Source organism: Sporosarcina sp. resist, assembly GCF_014302295.1.
Classification (GTDB): Bacteria; Bacillota; Bacilli; order Bacillales_A; family Planococcaceae; genus Sporosarcina; species Sporosarcina psychrophila.
The window spans coordinates 4,441,103-4,457,782 of sequence record NZ_CP060287.1 but is presented as its reverse complement, the minus strand read 5'-3'; the positions used below and the strand labels follow the sequence as shown (position 1 = coordinate 4,457,782).

18 protein-coding genes are annotated in these 16,680 nt (G+C 44.0%); 16 read left to right on the top strand and 2 right to left on the bottom strand.

Going from position 1 to position 16,680, the window contains the following annotated elements; translation table 11 throughout:
• Positions 1-284 precede the first annotated feature (284 nt).
• Positions 285-1,880, top strand: a complete 1,596-nt coding sequence (locus H7992_RS21270) for a CTP synthase (protein ID WP_067213177.1) — start codon at positions 285-287, stop codon at positions 1,878-1,880.
• Positions 1,881-2,258: 378 nt separating this feature from the next.
• On the opposite strand, the gene H7992_RS21265 is transcribed toward H7992_RS21270, so the two are convergent.
• The gene (locus tag H7992_RS21265) at positions 2,259-2,771 is read right to left on the bottom strand and encodes a DUF2529 family protein (protein ID WP_370570013.1); all 513 of its coding nucleotides are present in this window, start codon (positions 2,769-2,771) and stop codon (positions 2,259-2,261) included.
• A gap of 146 nt (positions 2,772-2,917) precedes the next feature.
• On the opposite strand from H7992_RS21265, the gene H7992_RS21260 reads away from it, so the two are divergent.
• From H7992_RS21260 to H7992_RS21225, 8 genes are all read left to right on the top strand, one after another.
• Positions 2,918-3,277: a response regulator gene (locus tag H7992_RS21260; RefSeq protein WP_187045928.1), complete on the top strand. Its 360-nt coding sequence runs from the start codon at positions 2,918-2,920 to the stop codon at positions 3,275-3,277.
• Positions 3,278-3,374: 97 nt separating this feature from the next.
• Positions 3,375-4,232 carry a class II fructose-bisphosphate aldolase gene (locus tag H7992_RS21255; RefSeq protein WP_067213174.1) on the top strand — a complete coding sequence of 286 codons (858 nt, stop codon included), beginning with the start codon at positions 3,375-3,377 and terminating at the stop codon, positions 4,230-4,232.
• 129 nt (positions 4,233-4,361) lie between these two features.
• Positions 4,362-5,009: a fructose-6-phosphate aldolase gene (gene fsa, locus H7992_RS21250; protein ID WP_067213173.1), complete on the top strand. Its 648-nt coding sequence runs from the start codon at positions 4,362-4,364 to the stop codon at positions 5,007-5,009.
• Between the two features lie 19 nt (positions 5,010-5,028).
• Positions 5,029-6,306: a UDP-N-acetylglucosamine 1-carboxyvinyltransferase gene (locus tag H7992_RS21245; RefSeq protein WP_067213170.1), complete on the top strand. Its 1,278-nt coding sequence runs from the start codon at positions 5,029-5,031 to the stop codon at positions 6,304-6,306.
• Positions 6,307-6,392: 86 nt separating this feature from the next.
• Complete coding sequence (gene glpX / locus H7992_RS21240; protein ID WP_067213167.1) at positions 6,393-7,358, top strand: class II fructose-bisphosphatase; 966 nt, start codon at positions 6,393-6,395, stop codon at positions 7,356-7,358.
• A 172-nt stretch (positions 7,359-7,530) separates the two neighbouring features.
• The gene (rho, locus tag H7992_RS21235) at positions 7,531-8,814 is read left to right on the top strand and encodes a transcription termination factor Rho (RefSeq protein ID WP_187045927.1); all 1,284 of its coding nucleotides are present in this window, start codon (positions 7,531-7,533) and stop codon (positions 8,812-8,814) included.
• Positions 8,815-9,144: 330 nt separating this feature from the next.
• A complete protein-coding gene (rpmE, locus tag H7992_RS21230; protein ID WP_187045926.1) occupies positions 9,145-9,375 on the top strand; it encodes a 50S ribosomal protein L31 in 231 nt (76 codons plus the stop codon).
• A 184-nt stretch (positions 9,376-9,559) separates the two neighbouring features.
• Complete coding sequence (locus tag H7992_RS21225) at positions 9,560-10,165, top strand: thymidine kinase (RefSeq protein ID WP_187045925.1); 606 nt, start codon at positions 9,560-9,562, stop codon at positions 10,163-10,165.
• A gap of 214 nt (positions 10,166-10,379) precedes the next feature.
• Here H7992_RS21225 and H7992_RS21220 read toward each other — a convergent pair whose 3' ends face one another.
• The gene (locus tag H7992_RS21220) at positions 10,380-10,631 is read right to left on the bottom strand and encodes a hypothetical protein (RefSeq protein ID WP_187045924.1); all 252 of its coding nucleotides are present in this window, start codon (positions 10,629-10,631) and stop codon (positions 10,380-10,382) included.
• A 38-nt stretch (positions 10,632-10,669) separates the two neighbouring features.
• Between H7992_RS21220 and prfA the strand changes: the two genes are divergently transcribed.
• From prfA to H7992_RS21185, 7 genes are all read left to right on the top strand, one after another.
• Entirely contained in the window at positions 10,670-11,746 is a 1,077-nt protein-coding gene (gene prfA / locus H7992_RS21215) for a peptide chain release factor 1 (protein WP_067213157.1), read from the top strand.
• Positions 11,739-12,593 (top strand): peptide chain release factor N(5)-glutamine methyltransferase, encoded by an 855-nt coding sequence (gene prmC / locus H7992_RS21210; protein ID WP_187045923.1) that lies wholly within the window; start codon positions 11,739-11,741, stop codon positions 12,591-12,593. The genes prfA and prmC overlap by 8 nt, the downstream gene beginning before the upstream one ends.
• Before the next feature lie 44 nt (positions 12,594-12,637).
• Positions 12,638-13,195, top strand: a complete 558-nt coding sequence (locus tag H7992_RS21205; protein ID WP_187045922.1) for a stage II sporulation protein R — start codon at positions 12,638-12,640, stop codon at positions 13,193-13,195.
• A 60-nt stretch (positions 13,196-13,255) separates the two neighbouring features.
• Entirely contained in the window at positions 13,256-14,284 is a 1,029-nt protein-coding gene (locus H7992_RS21200; protein WP_187045921.1) for an L-threonylcarbamoyladenylate synthase, read from the top strand.
• A 69-nt stretch (positions 14,285-14,353) separates the two neighbouring features.
• On the top strand, positions 14,354-14,857 hold the full coding sequence (locus H7992_RS21195; protein WP_187045920.1) for a manganese efflux pump MntP: 504 nt from the start codon (positions 14,354-14,356) through the stop codon (positions 14,855-14,857).
• A 58-nt stretch (positions 14,858-14,915) separates the two neighbouring features.
• Positions 14,916-15,359, top strand: a complete 444-nt coding sequence (locus H7992_RS21190) for a low molecular weight protein arginine phosphatase (RefSeq protein WP_187045919.1) — start codon at positions 14,916-14,918, stop codon at positions 15,357-15,359.
• Positions 15,359-16,669 (top strand): methyl-accepting chemotaxis protein, encoded by a 1,311-nt coding sequence (locus H7992_RS21185; protein ID WP_187045918.1) that lies wholly within the window; start codon positions 15,359-15,361, stop codon positions 16,667-16,669. Before H7992_RS21190 ends, H7992_RS21185 begins: the two co-directional genes overlap by 1 nt.
• Positions 16,670-16,680: the final 11 nt, after the last annotated feature.

Here is a 16,680-nt window from a genome sequence, read left to right as displayed (position 1 = left end):
CTCCTCCTGTAGATACTGTCTACAGACGGGGCGCTTTTTATTGTTTTAACATTATTCCGCAGAACTCCAAACCCCTGCTGAATAATGTTAAAGCCTCCGGCGGATGTCACAGATTTTGATGGGAATGAATTGAGTAGACTCACGGCCTGCGTGATGCAGGTTGGTTAGCTGTTGTCGCAAGGAAACGACGCATTTACGCTAACTTCCTTACTTGATCTGTACGCAATTACGTCAAGGCGAATTTGATTTAACTAGAACGAACCAGACGAATGGAGGAGTAAAACATGACAAAGTATATTTTCGTAACCGGTGGCGTTGTCTCATCACTAGGTAAAGGTATCAACGCAGCATCACTTGGACGACTATTAAAATCTCGAGGACTTCAGGTGACAATCCAAAAATTCGATCCATACATTAACCTTGACCCAAGAATGATGAGTCCTTTACAGCATGGTGAGGTCTTCGTTACAGAAGATGGAGCAGAAACGGATCTAGACCTAGGTCATTATGAACGTTTTATTGACATCAAATTGAACAAGTATTCGAATGTTACGATGGGGAAAGTATATTCATCTGTCCTACAAAAAGAACGTCGCGGTGAATACAATGGAGCAACTGTCCAAGTCATCCCTCATATTACAAATGAAATCAAAAGCCTGATCAAACGTGCTGGAAAAGAAACGAACGCAGACGTCGTCATTACAGAAATTGGTGGCAGTGTCGGCGATATCGAATCCCTTCCTTATCTAGAAGCACTTCGTCAGATGAAAACGGATCTTGGGAAAAGTGACGTTATGTATATTCATAACACCCTTATTCCTTACTTGCATGCAGCCGGTGAAATGAAGACAAAACCTACACAGCATAGTGTTAAGGAACTTCGGAGTCTCGGAATTCAGCCAAATATGATTGTTGTACGAAGCGAATATCCAGTACCGCAAGAAATGAAAGATAAGATTGCTTTGTTCTGTAATATCAAACCAGAAGAAGTCATCGAAGCACTTGACGCGGAAACGCTATACGAAGTACCACTTAGATTGCATGAACAGAATATGGATCAAATCGTAGTAGATTTCCTTGAACTTGAGACGAAACAACCTGATATGACAGAAATAAAAGAACTAGTAACACTTGTGAAATCCCTTTCGAAAAAAGTTCGTATCGGACTTGTCGGGAAGTATGTTGAAATGCAGGATGCATATATTTCAGCGGTTGAAGCACTTCGCCACGCAGGTTACGGTTTCGACACAGAAATTGAAATAAAATGGATCAATTCGGAAGATGTAACAGCACAGAGTGCAGCTGAATTATTATCGGATGTCGACGGAATCCTCGTTCCAGCTGGTTTTGGAAAACGCGGTATCGATGGTAAAATTGAAGCAATTACTTATGCCCGTATAAATGGCATTCCGTTTTTCGGAATCGGCTTAGGCATGCAATTAGCTGCAGTCGAATACGCACGCAATGTTATGGGAATTGAAAACGCTCATTCAGTTGAATTTGATAAAGATACGGAAAATCAAATTATTGAGAGTCCTCCTGAAAGTAATGGTAATCCAGAAAGTTACTTCAGACTTGGCGCTTACCCATGTAAATTAAAAGAAGGAACGAAAGCGCGTGCTGCTTACGGCGAAGAGTTGATTTACGAACGTCACCGTAATCGCTATGAATTTAATAATGAATACCGCGAGCAATTCGAAGCTGCAGGTATGAGGATTTCTGGTATAAGCCCGAATGAACAACTCGTGGAAATCATAGAATTAGAAGGTCACCCATTCTTTGTCGGTGTCTCGTTCCACCCAGAATTCGCATCACGCCCAACACGCCCACAACCGCTATTCCGCGAGTTCTTAGGAGCGATAATCGCTGGAAAAGAATAACGTTTCGGTTGCAACCTGTTGGACTAGCCGTATATAGAGCGCGCGACCGATTATATATGCCGCTCAACCAAGCATATCGGGCATCTAACTGATCGTATATATCATGAACCGAGCATATCCATCGTCTATCCAATCATATGTATTGGTCAACCGAGCATATCCGCCGTCTACCCGATCATATATGCTGGTCAACCGAGCATAACTGCCGTCTACCCGACCATATATATCAGGTACCCGAGCATATCCGGCATCTACCCGATCATATGTATTGGCCAACCGAGCATATCCGTCGCTCGACCAATCATATCCACCAATCACCAACTAAAAAAGCTGCACATAAACGGGGAATTCCCGCTTATGTGCAGCTTTTACTTGTTTTTAATCCTTGTCTAAAATCATTTCATCATAGGCAATCTTCACAGCTTCATAAACAAACAACGCACTGAGCGCATGCGGCTGAACAATCCGTTCGCCGTCGTCACCTGGTAATAAACCGCGCGTAAGCCCGGTCGATATATATGTATAGGATAATTCTGCAAGTTCATTGCTGCTGCCCGGTTTTTCAGCGGCGAGCGCGGCAAAAGGAATGAATCGTCCAGCAAGTTGCTGTGCAAGTTCCAATGCAGGCCTATCCGTCGCAGCCCGAGTTAATAGCCAAATCCGGTCGGCTGCTGTAATGTCCATCCCGAACTCATAACGAACGGCACCGCTAAGTGGTTCGATACTGTGAAAGGCGGTTGCAGTAACTGCCTCCATTTCACCGAATCCCGCAATAATAACACGACCTTCCCCAATTGTTGCCTGTGCGAGAAGACGGGCTGTTTCTTCAATAGACTCTTCACCATTTCCGGCGATACGCTGAAGAAGTCCGCTGATTTGTGTCGTCAACATTTTCAAAATTACCACCTCCACCTAATTATAGGAAAAGGAGCATGGAAAGCAAAGGACAAAGTTTTGTCAAAAAAAGAAGGGTATCTGTGACATTTGTCAAATAAGTAGGTATAACAACATGGGATTGCAGAAAGAGGGAATGGAGATTGAAAAGTCTTTTAATTGTGGATGATCAAAAGGGGATACGACTTTTGTTGGATGAAGTATTCCGCCGGGAAGGGTTTAAAACAACCCTCGCAGCAAATGGATTAGAAGCGCTCCAAGCGGTGGAACAAGAAGTACCAGGCTGTGTCCTGCTTGATATGAAAATGCCAGGCATAGATGGATTAGAGGTTTTAAAAAGATTAAAAATTGGCTGGCCAGAGATACCAGTCATCATGATGACTGCGTACGGTGAAATTGAATTAACAGAAGATGCATTGAAAACTGGGGCTATGAAATATTTTACTAAGCCGTTTGATATTTATGAAGTCCGTGATGCGGTGAACGCAATGTTTGAAAACTGACAAAGCAGGCAGTGGTAAACACTGGCTGTTTTTGTTATGATATTGGTGGTATACAATAATCACACTATTCTTTTCAAGATCCTAAGGAGGAATTCGCATGGCACTTGTCTCCATGAAAGAAATGATGATCAAAGGGAAAAAAGAAGGGTACGCAATAGGTCAGTTTAATATAAACAACCTTGAATATACGCAAGCGATTTTACTAGCGGCACAAGAAGAACAATCTCCTGTTATCCTTGGGGTATCCGAAGGTGCAGCACGTTATATGGGAGGTTTCACAACGGTAGTCCACATGGTGAAAGGTCTTATGCACGATTATAAAATTACAGTTCCTGTTGCAATTCATTTGGATCACGGTTCAAGCTTCGAAAAATGTAAAGAAGCGATTGAAGCAGGTTTCACTTCCGTTATGATCGACGCTTCATCAAAACCACTTGCAGAAAATATTGAAATTACGAAAAGTGTAGTTGATTATGCGCATGAACGGGGAGTTTCTGTAGAAGCAGAACTTGGGGTCGTTGGAGGCCAGGAAGACGATATTATTGCTGAAGGCGTCATTTATGCGAACCCTGCAGAATGTAAAGAGCTTGTGGACAAAACAGGAATCGACTGTCTTGCACCTGCATTAGGATCAGTCCACGGACCATATAAAGGCGAGCCAAACCTTGGTTTCAAGGAAATGGAAGAAATCTCAAGTCAATCTGACCTACCGCTTGTCCTTCATGGCGGAACAGGTATTCCGATAAAAGATATCCAAAAATCTATTTCATTCGGAACGGCTAAAATTAACGTCAATACAGAAAACCAAATACAAGGAACAAAAGCTGTACGCGAAACACTTGCGGCAGACGCTGAAGCCTATGATCCACGTAAATTCTTGACGCCAATGCGCGATGCCATCAAAGTAACGGTTATTGGTAAAATGCGCGAATTCGGTAGTTCACAAAAAGCTTAATTATATTTAGTTAACAGAAAGAGGAGAAACATCAATGGTGATGTATTCTCCTTCTTTTAAGAGTTTTTCGGAGCTCTTCATAAAGTTTTTACTATAGAGTATTCATTCATTATAAGGGGGATTTTATTCATGAAGTTTTTCATTGATACAGCTAATTTTGAAGAAATCAAAGAAGCGCATACTTGGGGCATACTATCAGGAGTTACAACAAATCCTTCACTTGTTGCGAAAGAAGATGTACCTTTTCATGATAGGTTGCGAGAAATTGCAGCACTTGTCCCTGGTTCAGTCAGTGCAGAAGTCATCGCACTTGATGCTGAAGGCATGATCAAAGAAGGACGAGTATTGGCGGAAATTGCTCCAAATATTACGGTGAAATTGCCAATGACACCTGAAGGATTGAAAGCTTGTGCGGTCTTTTCACAGGAAGGCATCAAAACAAACGTAACACTTATCTTCAGTGCAAATCAGGCACTTCTTGCAGCACGTGCAGGAGCGACATATGTTTCCCCATTCCTCGGCAGACTCGATGACATTGGACAAGATGGCATGGCGTTGGTCTCTACAATTGCAGATATCTTCTCAATCCACAATATCAAAACAGAAATTATTGCTGCATCCATTCGCAGCCCACAGCATATTACAGACGCAGCGCTTAGTGGTGCAGATATTGCAACGACACCTTTCAACGTGTTGACGCAGCTATTCAAGCACCCACTTACGGATAAAGGAATCGAAGCATTTCTTGCGGACTGGGAAACAAGAAAGAACAAGTAAGGCATCAAAGGAGAGTCATATGGACGTTTATAAAATAACAGGCGGCAAACCATTACGAGGTTCAATTAAAGTGAGTGGCGCTAAAAACAGTGCAGTTGCACTTATCCCTGCTTCTATTCTGGCTGATTCCCTAGTTACAATCGAAGGACTGCCAGAAATTTCGGATGTCGTTACCCTTCAGGCGCTACTGGAAGATATCGGTGGGAAAGTTGAATTTAATAAAGGAACGATGACGATTGATCCAACAGAAATGATGTCGATGCCACTTCCGAACGGTAACGTGAAGAAGCTTCGTGCATCCTACTATATGATGGGCGCGATGCTTGGAAGATTCAAGCACGCGGTCATCGGCTTGCCAGGTGGTTGTCATCTGGGGCCACGACCAATAGATCAGCATATCAAAGGTTTCGAAGCGCTCGGCGCGAAAGTAACCAACGAACACGGTGCCATCTATTTGCGTGCGGAAGAATTACGCGGTGCAAAAATCTATTTGGACGTCATCAGTGTTGGTGCAACAATTAATATCATGCTCGCAGCAGTTCTCGCAAAGGGTCGTACGACAATTGAGAATGCAGCGAAGGAACCTGAAATCATTGACGTCGCTACACTGTTGTCCAATATGGGTGCGAAAATTAAGGGCGCAGGAACGAATGTCATTCGTATAGATGGCGTGGAAAAACTTCACGGCACAAAACATACAATTATACCTGATCGAATTGAGGCAGGTACTTTTATGATTATGGCCGCAGCAGCGGGCGATGGCGTTACAATTGACAATGTCATACCGTTCCATGTTGAGGCGCTCACGGCGAAGCTTCGTGAAATGGGTGTGGATATTGTTGAAGGAGAAGAACAAATCTTCATTCCAAAGTCGAGAAATCTGCAAGCCGTCGATGTGAAAACACTTGTATATCCAGGTTTTCCAACGGATCTCCAACAGCCATTTTCTGTGTTACTATCGCAAGCAGCTGGACCTTCCGTCATTACGGATACAGTTTACTCGGCTAGATTTAAGCATATCGACGAGCTCACAAGAATGAATGCTGATGCGCGAGTTGAAGGACGGTCGGCGATTCTAGCTGGACCGACGCCGCTTCAGGCGGCAACAGTACGCGCATCCGACCTTCGCGCAGGGGCCGCGCTCGTTATTGCGGGACTCATTGCCGACGGAGTGACGGAAGTACAAGAAATTCAGCACATCGAGCGCGGGTATAGTTCCCTTATCGAAAAACTTCAGGGAATTGGAGCGGATATCCGCAAAGTATCGATTTCGAAAGAAGCAATCGTGGGCGAATGAACGACCCAGCACCAGAAAAAATTATGCTATAATTAGTCAGAGTGGCAAAACTTACGGGATTTAACCGTATACCAGGAGGCACACAAATGGAACGCAGTTTATCGATGGAATTAGTTCGTGTTACAGAAGCAGCAGCAGTATCAGCTTCACGCTGGATGGGACGCGGCTTGAAAAATGAGGCGGATGACGCTGCAACAACAGCAATGCGTACAGTATTCGATACTATTCCGATGCAAGGGATTGTCGTAATTGGTGAAGGGGAAATGGACGAAGCACCGATGCTTTATATTGGTGAAAAGCTAGGGACTGGAATTGGTCCTGAAGTGGACGTAGCTGTTGACCCGCTTGAAGGAACAAATATTGTCGCAGCAGGCGGCTGGAATGCACTTGCAGTTCTTGCTATTGCGGATAAAGGCAATCTTCTGAATGCACCAGATATGTATATGAACAAAATCGCTGTTGGCCCTGAAGCGGTTGGTAAAATCGATATCGATGCATCCGTAACTGAAAACCTTATGGCTGTTGCTAAGGCTAAAAATAAAAATATTGGTGACATTGTTGCAACTGTCCTTAACAGGGAACGTCACGCTGCTATCATCGAAGAAATTCGGGCTTCAGGCGCACGCATTAAGCTTATCAATGATGGTGATGTTGCAGCAGCCATCAATACTGCTTTTGATGAAACCGGAGTAGACATTTTATTTGGACTTGGCGGAGCACCAGAAGGTGTTATTGCTGCAGTTGGATTGAAATGCCTTGGCGGCGAAATTCAGGGTAGACTGGTTCCGTCAAATGATGCAGAACGTGAACGTTGTATCAAGATGGGAATCGACGTCGACAAAGTGCTTTACATGGACGACCTTGTCAAAGGGGACGACGCCATATTCGCTGCAACTGGCGTAACAGATGGAGAACTTCTTCGTGGCGTGCAATTTAAAGGCGGTTACTGTGAAACACATTCATTAGTCATGCGTTCGAAATCCGGCACAATTCGTTTTGTTGAAGGCCGTCACAGCATGGAGAAAAAACCTCTGCTTGTCATGCAAGACTGATATAGCTCATCGCCCGGTCATAAACCGGGCATCTTCGCTTGTATAGGAAGTACCTGTATATATCCAGAAGGTCCTCGTCTGAAGTGGATCTTCAGGATATATTCATTATGATATACCTTCCTAGATTAACCTCAAAAATTCAACCCATTAACCTAAAGAGTGGTGCCAAAAGATGACAGTGCTAACAATATCAGCGTTGGAGAATATGATCTTAAAAGAGTTATATGCCCATGCAAAAGAATATAAAATTGCTTATTACAGCAAGTTGACGAAAAGGGAACTTATTTTTGCTATATTGAAATCGAGGGCGGAACAGGAAGGCTTCTTCTTCATGGAAGGTGTTCTTGAAATTATTCAATCCGAGGGCTACGGCTTCCTTCGTCCAATCAACTACTCACCAAGTTCGGAAGATATTTATATATCCGCTTCACAAATCCGACGTTTCGATCTTCGAAACGGTGATAAAGTAAGTGGGAAAGTTCGGCCACCAAAAGAATCAGAACGCTATTACGGTCTTCTACAAGTGGAAGCTGTCAATGGAGAAGATCCAGAAGTAGCACGTGAACGCGTGCATTTCCCGGCTCTAACTCCTCTTTATCCAGACCGTCATATCAAACTTGAAACGGATCCATTAAAGCTATCGACACGTATTATGGATCTTATCTCACCGGTTGGTTTCGGTCAGCGTGGACTCATTGCAGCTCCGCCAAAAGCAGGGAAAACATTGTTATTGAAGGAAATTGCGAATTCAATTACACTGAATCATCCTGACGCGGAACTGATTGTTCTTCTGATTGATGAAAGACCAGAAGAAGTGACTGATATCGAACGCTCCGTTAAGGCCGATGTCGTCAGCTCAACATTCGATGAGTTACCAGAAAATCACGTCAAAGTGGCGGAACTTGTATTAGAACGGGCGATGCGACTTGTAGAGCATAAGCGGGATGTTATCATTCTTATGGATTCCATCACACGGCTTGCGCGCGCGTATAACCTTGTTATTCCATCAAGTGGACGCACACTGTCAGGTGGTATCGATCCAGCTGCATTCCATCGTCCAAAACGATTTTTCGGGGCAGCACGTAATCTTGAAGAAGGCGGTAGCTTGACCATTCTTGCGACGGCTTTGATCGACACAGGTTCACGCATGGATGAAGTCATCTATGAAGAATTCAAAGGGACAGGCAATATGGAATTGCATCTTGACCGCAATCTTGCGGAACGACGGATCTTCCCAGCGCTCGACATACGCCGCTCAGGTACACGGAAAGAAGAATTGCTTATTCCAGCTGACCAGCTTGAAAAGCTATGGGCGATTCGTAAAACATTTTCCGATTCGCATGACTTTACAGAACGTTTCATGAAGAAATTGCGTCTCACAAAAACAAATGAAGAGTTCTTCGATAAATTAAATGACGAAATGAAAGCCCACCGTAATGGTAAAGGGTTGCTATAATCAAAAGCCCATGGTGACTGCTTTGCCTAAGTAAACTAAGCGAAGGCGCCTTACAAGGGGGAGCCGAAGCCCTAAGATTGGCGGCGAAGCTGCTTGACTTAGGGCGGGAGGCATCCCCGAGCGCCGTAGCGAATTTAGTGGAATTCTTTAGTACAGCATATGTCGTAGCAAATAAAATAGTTGCATCTACAAAAAAAACTTGTTATAATATTTTAGGTAACTTAAATAATATCTGCGTGCATATACGGTTGACGAATACGGACCGTGTAAGGCATCAGTCTTATAATACAACTCTGTTCCAGATGGTTCAGGGCGAAAGGAGAGAGATTGATGAAAGCAGCAATTCACCCAGCTTATAAAGTAGCAACTGTTACTTGTTCATGTGGTAACACATTTGAAACAGGTTCTGTAAGAGAGGACATCCGAATTGAAGTTTGTTCGGAATGCCACCCATTCTACACTGGACGCCAGAAATTTGCTCAAGCGGACGGACGTGTCGACCGCTTCAACAAAAAATATGGTCTCAAAGAAGAAGGCCGCGAAGAAGAAGGCCAAGAGTAAGATTTTCACAATACCCGTCAGGTGCACATGCGCCGGGCGGGTATTTCTTTTTGGAGAAAAATGTGACTAACACATTTAGGTCTGAAATAAAAGACGTTAAATGCAACTGATTTTAGGGTATGATAGATAATCTAATGATATGAAAATAAATAATTATATAGAGGCAACTGGAAGGAGATTCACCATGTACGTAACAATGCAAGGCGGTTGGATTGAGGTCATTTGCGGTAGTATGTTTTCAGGGAAATCCGAGGAATTGATTCGACGAATAAGAAGATCGCAGTTCGCTAAACAAAAAATTGCGGTATTCAAACCGGAAATCGATGATCGTTTTAGCGAAGAAGCCGTCGTCAGCCATAATGGGACAACTGTTATCGCGAATCCGATTGCTAGCTCAAACCATATTGAGCAGTTTGTCACCGAAGATTATGACGTAATCGCAATCGATGAAGCTCAATTCTTCGACGAAGGTATCGTCGACGTCGTGATGGAATTGGCCAATCGTGGATTCCGAGTAATCGTTGCTGGACTTGACCAGGATTTCCGAGGCGAACCATTCGGGCCGATGCCACGTCTAATGGCTGTGGCTGAACACGTTACCAAATTACAGGCTGTCTGCACAGTGTGTGGCTCGCCCTCTAGCCGAACGCAGCGCCTCATTAACGGCACGCCTGCGGGCTATGATGATCCCATTATTCTAGTCGGCGCTTCAGAAGCGTACGAACCAAGATGTCGCAAGCACCACGAAGTACCAAAAGGCGTAACAGCTACAGCAACTGTAAAAGGATAACAGCAATCAAGCCCGTCCGGCAGAAGAGGGCGGGTTTTTTAGTGTGAAAGGGTTCGGGTGTTGATGTTGCCATGTTTCTTTGGAGTGTTGTCTAGTCTTTCTGTAACGTTACGAACTTCGCGAAACGTTGTTAACTTCCGCAAGAATGTTGCGAACATCGAACGAAGCGTAGCTTACTTCAGCGTCGACGTTGTCTACATTCACCAAAACGTTGTTAACTTCCGTAAGAACGTTGCGAACTTCGTGCGAAGCGTTGCATACATTCGCCGAAATGTTGTCTACATTCACCGAAACGTTGCGAACCTATCGAAACGTTGTTAAGTTCCGTAAGAACGTTGCCAACTTCGTGCGAAACGTTTCTTACTTCCGCTACGACGTTGTCTACTTTCACCAAAACGTTGCGAACTTCACGCACAACGTCAGCATCAGTGAAATAATTGTATTTACCAAGAGATTTCCCGTACAATAAACGTACAAAACAGTCCTGAAAATGAGGTGTCCACAATGTTTGAAAGGTTACAAGCAGTAGAAGACCGATATGATCATTTGAATGAAATGCTCAGTGATCCCGCGGTAGTAAGTGACATGACGAAACTCCGGGAGTACTCGATAGAACAATCCGGCTTACAGGAAAAAGTTGAAGTCTATCGTGACTATAAACATGCAAAAGCTGAACTTAAAAGCGCCAAAGAAATGTTGAACGAATCTCTCGACGATGAAATGAAAGAACTTGTCAAAATGGAAGTTTCCGAACTGGAAGACCAAATCGAATCATTCGAAGGGAAGTTAAAGTTATTGCTCGTGCCAAAAGATCCGAATGATAACAAGAACGTTATTATGGAAATCCGGGGCGCAGCAGGTGGCGATGAAGCGGCATTATTTGCCGGTAGCTTATTCCGCATGTACAGCCGTTTCGCGGAAATGAACCATTGGAAAGTCGAAGTGTTGGATTCGTCTCCGACAGAACTCGGTGGCTTTAAAGAAATTATTTTCTTGATTAATGGAACGGGTGCTTATTCAAAATTGAAATATGAAAACGGAGCGCACCGTGTACAGCGGGTCCCGGAAACTGAATCCGGTGGGCGTACACATACATCGACAGCAACTGTCGCATGCCTTCCTGAAGCAGAAGAAGTTGAAATTGTTATTCATGAAAAAGACATTCGGACGGATACATTTGCATCATCCGGTCCTGGAGGTCAGTCGGTCAACACAACAATGTCCGCCGTTCGGTTGACGCATCTTCCAACAGGCATCACTGTGTCGATTCAAGATGAGAAATCGCAAATCAAAAATAAAGAAAAAGCGATGAAAGTATTACGGGCACGCGTTTCTGATAAATTCACACGTGAAATCCAAGATGAGTACGATGAAAAAAGGAAATCAGCAGTCGGTACAGGCGACCGTTCTGAGCGGATTCGCACATACAACTTCCCACAAAATCGGGTAACTGATCACCGTATCGGCCTGACGATCCAGAAACTTGATCAGATTATTGAAGGTAAACTCGATGAAGTTATCGACGCACTTATTATGGAAGAACAGGCATATCGGCTAGAAAGTTTGGATCGTAATGACTGAAAAAATCTATGAAGCTCTTCAGCGGGCTTCTTCTTTATTGGAACAACAAGGCATTGAACCACATGCTGCACAGCTCCTTATGGAATTTGTCACACAAAAGTCTAGGGCTTCTTTATTTGCAGATGTACAGGAACAACTTACAGGCGAACAACACAAGGACTTTTGGGATAAAACCGACGAACTGCTCGAAGGAAGACCCGTACAATACGTAATTGGTGAAGAAGGTTTCTACGGCTACACCTTCAAAGTGGATGAAAATGTTCTTATCCCGCGTCCAGAAACAGAAGAGCTCGTTTACGGCGCGCTTGAACGAAGCCAGAAACTCTTCGCCACTAAAAAAATTACCGTTGCAGATATCGGAACAGGTAGCGGTGCAATCGCAGTTTCATTCAAAAAAGAATGGTCCGAAGCTCTCGTTACTGCAACGGACATCAGTGAAGGTGCGCTTGCAATCGCGAAGCATAACGCAAAAGCAAATGACGCCGACGTGACTTTCCTGCAAGGCGATCTTACTGCACCGATTGCGAAGGACAAATGGGATGTCGTGTTATCCAACCCGCCCTATATCGCACATGATGAAGCGACTTTAATGTCAGGTACAGTCCTCGATCACGAACCGCATAATGCATTATTTGCGGATGAAGATGGACTTTACTTTTATCGAAAACTTGCTGAAACATTGCCGCCACTTATGAACAAGCCCTCCCTCGTCGCAGTCGAAATCGGTTACCTTCAGGGACCAGATGTGCATAAGTTATTCACAGAGGCATTTCCGGAGGCTTTAGTTGAAATAGTAAAAGATATTAACGGCAAAGATCGAATGATATTTTGCGAGACTCGTGAATAAATCCCCCTTACTCTGGCAACAATGCAGAGTAGGAGGGGATAAAGATGTTAACAGACTACGAGATTATCAGAAAGAAAACTATAGTTCAAAAATTGGTGCCTTATATTGAATTTATTATCCTGCTTATCATTATTCAGGCCTTCATAGCGGTATTCTTAACGGCGACGGAAGAGGATGATGCTATCCGTTTCAGATTGCTTGCCCATTCAGATACGCCCGCAGATCAGCAGATTAAAATAGGGATTCAACGTGAAATTCAGCCGCTAATCGAAAATGCAGTTAATAAGTCATATTCGAAACGAGAGCTTGGGGATAACTTGGCGGCGCTCGAAAGCGAAATCCTTGAAATTGCTAACGCCATGTCAAACGGTGCTACTATTTCACTTGAACGAAAAGAAGCATTATTTCCACCGAAGCGGTCAGGTCTATTTATTAGCCCGCAAGCAACATATGATGCCTATATTTTGACAATTGGTAGTGGACGTGGGGATAACTGGTGGTGTGCAATGTTCCCGAAAATCTGTTTCCCGGATAAGAAAGAGGAAGAAGAGGAAAAAGTCACTTTTTTCGTCTGGGAGTGGATAAAAGGGCTATTCGCATAAAGTTACCAACAAAGTTTGTGGATAAAGTGATTAAAATGTGTATAAGTGGGGGATTAGCTCATGGAAACAAAAGTTGTTTCAGTGGATAACTTTATGAATAACGAAAGAAACTATAAACAGGCTGTGGATATTTTAAAAAGTGGCGGTGTCGTCGCATTTCCTACGGAGACAGTATACGGTTTAGGCGCACTTGCAACTGATGAGTTAGCGGTACAAAAAATATTCGAAGCAAAAGGCAGACCTTCCGACAACCCACTCATCGTACATATTGGTAATAAAGAACAAGTCTTCAACTATGCGACGGATATTTCCGCAGATGCAGAAAAGCTGATGGATACGTTTTGGCCTGGTCCATTGACGCTTGTCTTTCACAAAATACCAGGCGTCATCGCCCCGAACGTAACACCCGGCGTTGAGACCGTGGGCGTACGAATGCCGGATCACCCTGTTGCATTAGGACTTCTACGCGCACTCGGTGAACCGCTTGCAGCACCGAGTGCAAATCGAAGCGGTAAACCGAGCCCAACTGAAGCGGCTCATGTACATAAAGATCTTGATGGGCTCATTCCACTCATTCTTGACGGGGGACAAACTGGTGTTGGTGTGGAGTCAACCGTATTGGATATGACGACCATTCCGCCCACTATTTTACGGCCAGGGGGGACAACGCAAGAAATGATTGAGAGCATCGTTGGTCCTGTAAATTCTGAAACAAAGTCGCCTGGTGAACAAGCACCACGTTCCCCCGGTATGAAGTATTTGCACTATGCACCGGAAGCTCCTCTTTATGTCATTAATTACGACGTGGATAAAATTTATGCAGCTATTGATAAGCTTCATGCTGAAGGCAAGAAGGTCGCGCTGATTGGGCCAGATGAATTGGGCGTTTCAGGCGCTGATTGGTACTTTGCAATTGGTGTGGCAGGTAACAATGAAGCAATGGCGACAAATTTATACGGAGCGCTCCGTAAGTGTGATTTGACGGAAGCGGATCTTATTCTAGCTGTTGAAACGGACTTGGCTGGAGTTGGCGCCGCTGTCATGAACAGATTAATGAAAGCGGCCGAAGGAAAACACTTTATGAACTGAAGCTAATACGAATGACCTCCTCAAATGCCGCATAAGATGAACCGATGCGGTATTCGGGGAGGTTTTATTTTGGCGGAATTATTTGCGGCTGGCATTACGACCTTAGATGTTTTAGTCATTTATTCATTCCTGCAAGTAAATAAAGGGAAACTTACGTTAGCGCTTTGGACGTCATTTCTTAATATGGCTTTCCCGTTTCTTGGATTCGTTACTGGGGAGTTATCCGCACATATATTTACAGTGTGGAGCAGTATATTATCAGGCGTAATGCTTGGGTTGATAGGTATACATATGTTGTTACAAAGTGATACACCGAGCTCTTCATCGAAACAAGTTTCTCCTTTTATCATTGCATTCGCCGTAAGTATCGACGCTTTTTCAGTTAGTGTTTCATTTGGTATGCTCCAAATGGATAAAGTTCTATTTATCGTGGCATCGGGAGCGTTTACTTTTATTTTTTCCTGTGCAGCGCTCTTATTAAAAGGACGTCTTGGCCTTAAAAGTGGGAAAGCACTAAGACTAATTGCAGGATTCGCTTTAATAATAATAGGAGTATTGTCATGTTTTCGTTGAAATTTGATGTTTCTTTATTCGCAAAACTCGGCTATTCTTAAGAGAGAGGGTGAAAATAATGAATATATATTTGATTTGCACCGGAAACACGTGTAGAAGCCCGATGGCAGAGGCAATTCTTCGTTCCAGAGGGATTGAGAATGTGTCAGTTCGTTCAGCGGGTGTTCACGCACAAGATGGCTGGCCGATTTCTCTGAACGCGAAAACGCTTATCGAAGAAGCGGACATGCTTTACACGCCCGTTTCAAGAGCTGTTTCAAGTGAGGATTTGAAGTGGGCTGATGTTGTTTTAACAATGACAGAAGGGCACAAAGCAAATCTCATTTACTCTCACCCAGAAGTAAAATACAAAACATTTACACTAAAAGGATTTGTGAAACCGGATTCAACTGGCGATGTGTATGACCCGTACGGAGGCGATATCGATACATATCGGCATGTGTTCAATGAGTTGTCGGGAATTATCGATGTGCTTGAACAGAAATTGATGGAGGAATCGTGATGAGAGAAAAAAGGGGAAAAAAGTTTGGATTAAAGAGAAAGCTTATTCTATTTATAACAATACTTGCGATTGTCACTTACACAACGAGTGCCTTATTTATTAATGTCGTACAACCACAATTTTTTCCGAAATTTGAACCGTTCTGGTTTGCAGTGATGACATATGGAATGGGAATATTTTGGTCGGGCGTGTTAGCGGCACTCTTCAGTACGATTTTAACGAAACCATTACAAAATCTTGAGAAAGCGGCTAACAAAGTCGCAGATGGTGAAATCGGAACGGATATTGTACTGCCGAACTCGTCTGATGAAATCCGCTCAGTGGCGGAAGCGTTTCAGCATATGGTCCTTAATTTGCGTACGATAGTAGGGCAAATTGAGACGAATTATGAAAAGACGGCCACTACAGTTGATAGCTTATCTGCTGAAACCGGAGCCGCTGCGAGACAGGCGGATGCAGTAGCATCTACGATCAAGGAAATAGCCTCGGGCGCAGAGGAATCGGCGATCGCCATCCAAGAAACAGCGGAAGCGATTGAAGATGTTCGGTTATTGGCTGTTGAAGTGAGCAACAGGGCTGAAGATTCATCTGAACGCTCAAAAGAGATGCTTGAGGAACTTGTACGAACGACAGAGGTATTCCGTATGCTTGTCGATGGCATCCGAAATATGTCTTCACAAAGTGAACTATCACTTGGCACAATTAGGCAACTGGATCATAATGCACAAAAAATCGGTGAAATCGTCCAGCTTGTCGGTAACATTGCGGCACAGACAAATTTATTGGCGCTGAACGCATCCATCGAGGCGGCGCGTGCAGGTGAACATGGTAAAGGATTTGCGGTAGTTGCAGAAGAAGTGCGTGTACTCGCCGATGAAAGCGCCAAAGCAGTACAGGGGATTTCTAATCTTGTAGTAACTATTCAAACCGATGTTACAAAAGTTGTGAAGGAAATGGAAGAACAAGTGAAGACGGCGGCGACCGAAGCAGACCGTGCCAATGAAACGAGTGAAAATGTCGAAGCAATGGCGTCTAAAGTGAACGGCATGGCAGATTCCGTCGTAGAAATCACGAAATTTGTCGAACTTCAGCTGACAAATATAGAGACAACCGCACGCCAATCACAGGAAGTCGCAGCAATTGCGGAACAAACATCCGCTGGTGCGCTTGAAGTCGGAGCGGCAACAGAGGAACAAGTTCAATCAATTGAACAGGCAGATGCGATGGCGAGTGAACTGAAGAGCCAATCCGAAGATCTATATAATGTCATTAGCCAGTTCGACATAACGAAAAGCGGAAGCAGCCGTTAAGACGCGACAGG